Annotated in this window: 5 protein-coding genes and 1 pseudogene; all 6 read right to left on the bottom strand. The window is 38.0% G+C overall.

Annotation, left to right across the window (positions count from 1 at the left end; translation table 11 throughout):
• A partial coding sequence (locus AC3DU7_RS20215; protein WP_488041100.1) for a CHAT domain-containing protein occupies positions 1 to 1765 on the bottom strand: 1765 nt, incomplete at its 3' end.
• 188 nt (positions 1766 to 1953) lie between these two features.
• Positions 1954 to 2766: a RusA family crossover junction endodeoxyribonuclease gene (locus AC3DU7_RS20210; RefSeq protein WP_488041099.1), complete on the bottom strand. Its 813-nt coding sequence runs from the start codon at positions 2764 to 2766 to the stop codon at positions 1954 to 1956.
• A 715-nt stretch (positions 2767 to 3481) separates the two neighbouring features.
• Complete coding sequence (locus tag AC3DU7_RS20205) at positions 3482 to 4360, bottom strand: hypothetical protein (RefSeq protein ID WP_488041098.1); 879 nt, start codon at positions 4358 to 4360, stop codon at positions 3482 to 3484.
• 248 nt (positions 4361 to 4608) lie between these two features.
• Entirely contained in the window at positions 4609 to 5211 is a 603-nt protein-coding gene (locus AC3DU7_RS20200) for a DUF1517 domain-containing protein (protein ID WP_488041097.1), read from the bottom strand.
• A 524-nt stretch (positions 5212 to 5735) separates the two neighbouring features.
• Entirely contained in the window at positions 5736 to 5837 is a 102-nt protein-coding gene (locus AC3DU7_RS20195) for a zinc ribbon domain-containing protein (protein ID WP_366558279.1), read from the bottom strand.
• A 925-nt stretch (positions 5838 to 6762) separates the two neighbouring features.
• Positions 6763 to 7130, bottom strand: a pseudogene (locus AC3DU7_RS20190) (RNA-guided endonuclease InsQ/TnpB family protein); the annotation flags it as partial.

The raw sequence follows: 7130 nt of genomic DNA, 5'->3' as shown, positions 1-7130 counted from the left end.
AAGGAACATAACGTAGTTGACCATCGGGTGCATAAACAATAGTTTTAGCATTCATTATTGTGAGGTGAGGTTCTATAGGTTTTATCAACCAATCGTAAAGTTTTGCTCCAGCTTCCATAGCTTTTCGAGCGGATTGATTATTATTTCCTCTAGATAATGATTGGGCTTTATTTCTATTTGTTAATCGCACTCTTAATTCAAGGATAGCTTGATTAAATTCTTCCTTAGTTACTGAAACAGTGCGATGAACTGGGTCGGAATTAGCACTGACTAATATTAGTTCTAAGCGGTCTTCTAAAAGTAATGGATATAAGACTACCGTATTTTTTTCTTGATGTTCTTGAAGTTCATACTTTAAGGAAAGCAACAGATCCGAACTAAGTTTTTGACCATGAGCATTTTTATCTAATTCTGAAACAATTTTTGCCACTTCTTCACTATCAATAAAATCATGAATACTCAGCAATTTATCTGACGAAATATTCTGATATTCAATCTGGTTATTGCTGACTTCATTCATTAACTGAGTGTACCTTTTCCAGAATTTTTTTTCTAGTTCTAACAATGGAATTTCAGTATATTCATCCTCATCAGTTTTTAAGTTTCCCATATATTCAAATATCTCTTGTTCCTTCAATAAATCTAGAATTTGATGTGCTTCTATGGCGCGTTTTTCTTGGAGCAATAAGTCAGCCAAAGTACGATATATTTCTGCAACACTTTCTATATAAGATTTCTGCTGTTCTACTGGTAATACTTTTAAATCTTTGCGAATAGTTTCAGTAATATTAACTGATTGTTTATAAAAGATTATTGCTAATTGAGGGTGATTTTTTCTTTCTAATAATTTACCGATATTTGCCAGGATAATTCTTTCTCCATCCTGGTTTCCATGTTGTCTATCTATAATTAAAGTATGAGTCAGAAATTGTAAAGCATCTTGATGTCGGTCTGACTCCCGATGTACTATACCAATATGATGAAGTGTAGCTGCTTGACCTTCCTTGTCGCCCAATTCTTCTCGAATAATTAATGCTTCCTGATGAGATTCTAATGCCTGAGAATTTTTGCCCTGTTCTCGATAAATTACACCTATATTATCAAGAGTTGTAGCAATACCAAGACGGTCTTGATTTTTCCGATGAATTGCCAAAGCTTTTTGATAAAACTCTAAGGCTTTTGGAAATTCTTTTAAGCGACGATAAATAGCGCCAATATTATTTAAAATTGTAGCTTTTGTTGGGGGGTTAGTCTTTAAAACTTGCTGATAAAAATTAATTGCTTGTTCGTATTGACCTAAATGGGAATATACCAACCCCATATTACTTAAAATTGCACTAATATTTGCACTATCTTTTTCCTGTTGAGCAATTTTTAAAGCCTCTTGATAAAACTCTAAAGACTGGGAATATTTACCTTGAGTATCGTAAATAATAGCAATTTCATTTAAAGTACGACTAATAGCAGCACGATCGCCTTGTTGATTATGAATTTCTAATACCTGTTGCCAAGTTTCTAAAGCTGCTTCTAATTCGCCATTTTGATATTGTTGTGTAGCTCGATCGTCAAGTTGTTGTGCTTCTATTGCTAAATTTTCTTGGGCGAGGCGATCGCGCCAGCGAAACGTAGTTTTATCGCTATATTTTGTGGCCTTTTGTGCAATTGCCTTTGAATGTATATGTATTTTCTCTGTTACTAGAAATGGACACAAAACTAGGAAAAATCCAGTACCGATAATTAATTTAAAATATTTCCAATTTCTCATTTTATATTCTTTGGGTGAATTTATTTATATCCATAAACTCATTATAATTTCAACATTCTCCATACATAAACTAGTGATTTCTCTTAAATTTATCCTAGAAGCTACTAGAAATTTATACAATTACTATTAACAAGTCTTTTAATTATCTAGTTTTGATGAAAAAATTAGCCTTCAAATAGGTTAAAAATTTACCTCACAGGAAGTATTTCAATTTTAATCTGAACTCCCGTTTCCTTAACATTAGGAACATATTCAATAGTCAGCTTAGGAATACAACTCAAGCGGTCGTCCTGTAGTACTCCCGCACCATTTAATGTTAAAGCATCAAGACAAGCCCCAGCTAAATTATCTAAATCGGAATTAGTACGATGTTTACCACAAAAACTGATAGAAATAGCTGCTTTTTTAATTGGTAAGTTGACTTCTAAATTAAGCTCAGAAACTTGACGGTAAATTTCTACTTCTGCCTGATTTCTCCAAGCACGATATCGAGGTGGTAAATAAGTACCATTAGTCGTAACTCGTGGCCGTGCTTTTGGAACTACTTTCCCAGGAAGATAAAAGTTAATAATTGTGGCATTTTCAGATTCTTCAGGATCTGGAACAGAGGTCGGAAAATTTTCAGTATTGCTCAATAATGGAATAATTTGATTCACTTCTGTATCCACGTCTTCTTCAAAATTATCCTTTGACTTAGAGGAAATAAGTGGCATCTCGGGCATATTCTCCATGGCAGATAAATCTACTTTTCTATAAGCATCTAATTGTGTCCGGAAACTAGGCCAACTTTTAGCTATTTGCAGATAAGTTTCAGCACAACTTTCTGAGAAATTGCAATTCTTTTTGACCCAAGATTCCCATTCAGTGGGAGACAATAAAGCTTGAATTTCTAGCAATAATTGCCCTAAAGAATAAGCAAATGCCATAGCATTAAGGTCGTCTTGGCATTGTTTATGTTTAAAATTAATTTCTGCTATTAAGTCTTGCCAATTAATTAACATTTGATATTAGATATTATGTGAAGAAGTTGACTATATAGTGTTTCTCAGGCTAATAGGGAATAGGTAGGAACGTTGCATGCAACGTCCCTACAGATTATTTCGTTTACGGGTTATTCGGGAGCAACTAATCAAAGGGGTATTCATAATTCTTATGTTGATTACGGTTAGTCCAAATATCTTATAGCAATGTGCGCTGGCTTGCTTTACAAATGTCAGGAACTGTCCAATAGCTAAAAGTTTTATATAATAAGCTTTTTATCCCCCCTACTGCCTCTCTTGGTCAGCATTCCCTTGCGCCTAGCGGCGGCGCGGGGTCTGACCGCTATTGCCTACTGCCAAATGAGCTGCGCACAGCGCTATAATTCTTATGTTGATTCACCAACACCTTTTCTGAGCATAAAATTTAGGGGCAAACAGTTGTTCGCCCCTTCTCAAATTAGTTAATTGTTGTAGCTATAATTTTAGATAAATCAGGACTTGCGCATTACGCATGAGGTACGAAAAACTAACTTGAGATTGCTTTCCGTTCCGGACTGCTCCGCAAACCCTATCGGTCGCAATGACAGAAATAGGTTGAGGTGCGTAAGTCCTAATAAATGTGATTCATTTATTGTCAGCGTTCAGATTTCAGCTAGCTTTCTAGGTCGAAACTGCCTCTGAAAACGCCTCACCCCCTTTCTAACTTCTGACTTCTGACTTCTAACTTCTGACTTCATTAACGGCGTCGTCTAGTTCCAAAACCACCACTACGACGAGAGGGAGATAACCCGCCACTACCAAAACTACGACGTTGTTGGCGAGGTTTTGCTTGATTTGAGCGACGCAAGTCACTAGCACTAGCACCGCTTCCCGTGGAACGATTTAGATTTTGCTGCTGTCTGCGAGTATTGTTACTTCTAGTTGAATTAGTTACACCTGTAGCACGCAATGTTTGACGATTTTTCACTGCTGCTGGTGGAGCTTGATAACGTTCTTGATATCGGTTAACAGCTTGGTCATAGCTATTGCCATACCCACCATAACCAGTCATTACTCCACCTGGTTGATAAACTGGCGGTACATAGTATTGAGGTCTGAACAACATATTACTAATTGCTCCACCAACTACCTGACCTGCTATTACCCCGGCAAAAGGTGTCCAGAAGTTAGACTCTCGACGCACAATTATTGTTTCTTGTCTACCTGTTTGGGGATCGGTTTGGACTTCAGTAACGTTGTGTACATATTCAATTTTAAAGTCTGGTTTAATGTGTAAACTAGCTTGGTTGCCATTAATCTCAGCATAATTATTTTTGCCTTCCTGAATTTCTTCTTCAGTCAAACTTGCCATTTGCAAATCTGTAGTACTATACATCGGTGGTGTACCTGACGGAGTATTCAGTAACATTAAGGTATACTCACCGTTAGCATCGTTATAAGTTGCCTGTTGTACGGGATATTGTCCCTGAGTTACTTGATTTCGGTTTTGCTTAGTGAGGTTAGAAGAAATATTGGAATTTGAGTTTTGATATGATGTTGTGTTGGAACTGCCACAGGCGACAGTTGTCCAACACAATGTTAAACACATAAACAAAACAGTTAATTTACGTAACATATTATAATTTTCCCTAAACAACTTTGAGTAAGTTCTATTTATTATTCTACCTTGATGTGAAGTTCTCTCCCGTTAAATCGCAGATTATAACGGGAGACCCCGAGACCATATCAAGTTGGCTTTTGAGCAGGGAATAATTAGTCAAAAGTCATAATTTAAAAGTCAAAAGTTATAAGTCAACTGCTATAAATACCCCAGGTTTGATAGGGAATGAGTAGCAGTTGTTGTCTCACTCCCTGCTGTCTTTATTACAAAGGAATAAGTTCAGAAAAGTTTACTAATAATTGTTCATTATCTAACTCATCTCCTAAACGTGCTGGAGAAAAATGTATTTGAATACCTCGTAGTTTTTCTTGATAATGCAGATTAATTAAGGCTTTTAGTGCTGTAGTCATTGCATCCATACTAGCAAGATCGGCTTCAATATCTGGTACTTCTCCCTCGAAAGCAACTGTGAGCATGACTACTAAGTTACCAGTAGGTGATAAAGTTAGGAGTTGATCATCTGCTTCATAATCTTCATTGTCCCCAGAGCTTAGGTAACGAGAAGCTGAGTCTGTAAAGAGTTCGTCAAAGAAATCTCCTGCTTCTCCTTCATTCCAAATTACATCTCCCTCATTAGCAGCAGACTGCCAATAGGTATCATATTGTAGCAGACTCTGACAGACTTCAACGAGTTCCTCTCCTGCTACTTCCAAGTTACCTTCTGATGCAACTATTTCCCTTACAGCTCGATTCAAAACACCCAAGAAAGGCGTTACCTCTGAACCCGCTAGGTGGAGAAATAAACGAGAGACAACAAATCGAGTTTTACCTGTAAATTTTTTGAAACTATCTTGCCAAGAACTCATAATTTACCTTCAAAAAAATCCAAAAATCCAAAAATCCAAAAGTAATAAAGACTAATTATATCATGTTTGAATAATTAGTTATGATAAAAATTCAGTGGTTAGTAGCTAATAATATCTATATTTTGTCTTTTTGCTGCCAAGTATGTTTAAAGTTGAAATCAAAATGCTATTTAGTGTTTATTTAGGTAATCACATAATCTATATCAGTATAATTATTGGTTCTTCTTTTTTTGATACTCCCTGTTTGTTGCACGCGGTATCTTCCTTTGCCTACCCTCCTCAGAATTGAGTCTGTGGTGAACTCAAGAGATTCAGTTATAGAAAGTGAACGCGCACCAAGCAGGTAGAAAAATGCTTCCATTTCCGTTCTACTAAACTTACCCAAACTTACCCATACACGATTGCATAAGCTTTGGAGCTAGCTTCCTGCTTTGCGTTCCGCAATGCTGCGCAAACACAGAAGACCACTGACCGCAGTCTGTAACTTATCTTCTCCACAGGCTTCAATTCGCTCTTGACTCAAGCTACTGATACACATAGTTTTTCAGGTTGATAGCAGCGTTAAAGTCTCTATCAGCTTCAAAACCGCATTCACTACATTTGCTAACGCAAAGCTGCGCTAACATAAGTTCTCAAGTGCAAGGGCATTTTCTGTTGATGCCCACAGTTTGAACATATTTGAGAACTTGGGTAGTTACAGTCGATGGGGATATCACTATCCCTCACCTCTGTTTCAAAACCGGACTTGAGAGTTTCCAACTCATCCGGCTCCTAATAACTAAGGATACTTCGAGGTTAGGTTCACATACTCCCTTCTACCCACCTTTATTTCAAGGGTTCTAGGGTTTGAAACTTATACGCAGGTGCATTTTGCCCCGTAGGCCATCGACTTCTTGTTTATAGTGGGCACGGTTTCCACTTCACACCTTGGGCGCTAAATTTTGCCTTATTGAGTTTCTGATTTCACCGCCTACCTTTGTTACCTCCCCACGTCTGCACATCCTAAACATTACTCCAGGCTTGCTTCTTGGGGAATCCTTATCCCTAATAGCCAAAGGTTTACGCTTTTCCTACTCTTTGTTTTGGTACGGATGGTCGAGTTTTGTACCTGCGGATTTTATTTATAGTGGTAACGCCTGCCACTTAAGAGAGGCTCAAAGGGGTTACTTCGTTCCCTGATATCATTTCACGTTAACTTTAGGATTCTCAGTTTAAGCCGACCCCTAACTGGATACGGAACCTACAGATTTTGATAGATTCCAGTTATGTGAGGCATACCATTTTGGTCAAGGAGTAACAATGTCTTTCTCCTACTAGCGGTTACGACCCACTGTACTGAGTTCTCTGTTCGATAACCATAGCTAACTTCCCTTGCAAAGGCTCGGGATGACATTACCCTTACTTCGCTTTATCCCCATGCACCGAGAGACAGAGTTGCTAATTCTGAAACCTGGGAGATAGGAGTCACACGGTATCCGCGTGGGAAGGAATTGAACCTCCATGAATATCAGAGTTATCCCGCTAAAGGGACTGACTGAACGTAAACTAGGTTTACTTAGGCCAAACGAGTCGCACAAATCTATCAGCTATGACTAATTCACTGCCGTACCATTCACATTTGTATGTAAGCTGACGTTTAAACTCATAAAAACCACAGTCTGCTATGGCACTTGCTAGTTTATGATGTCTTGGTGCGCGTTCCGCAAGCGAGCTGGCGTCGTCGCGGGGTCGCACCGCTTTTTGAGCATTCCACTTACGTTTAAATCCTCAATTACTTAGGTGGCTGTGGTTTTTAGCTAACCATGTTGTGAGTTTATGTAGTGCATCTGCTCTAATATCGGCTACTTTCTTGTGGACTTTGGCTAGTTTTTTTACTGCTTTGCGTCTGTTTTTGGAGCCAATAACTTTTTTGCTGACTG

The sequence above is a fragment of the Okeania sp. genome (assembly GCF_983059655.1).
Note: the sequence above shows the minus strand (reverse complement) of the source record. Positions and strands in the feature narration are given on the sequence as shown.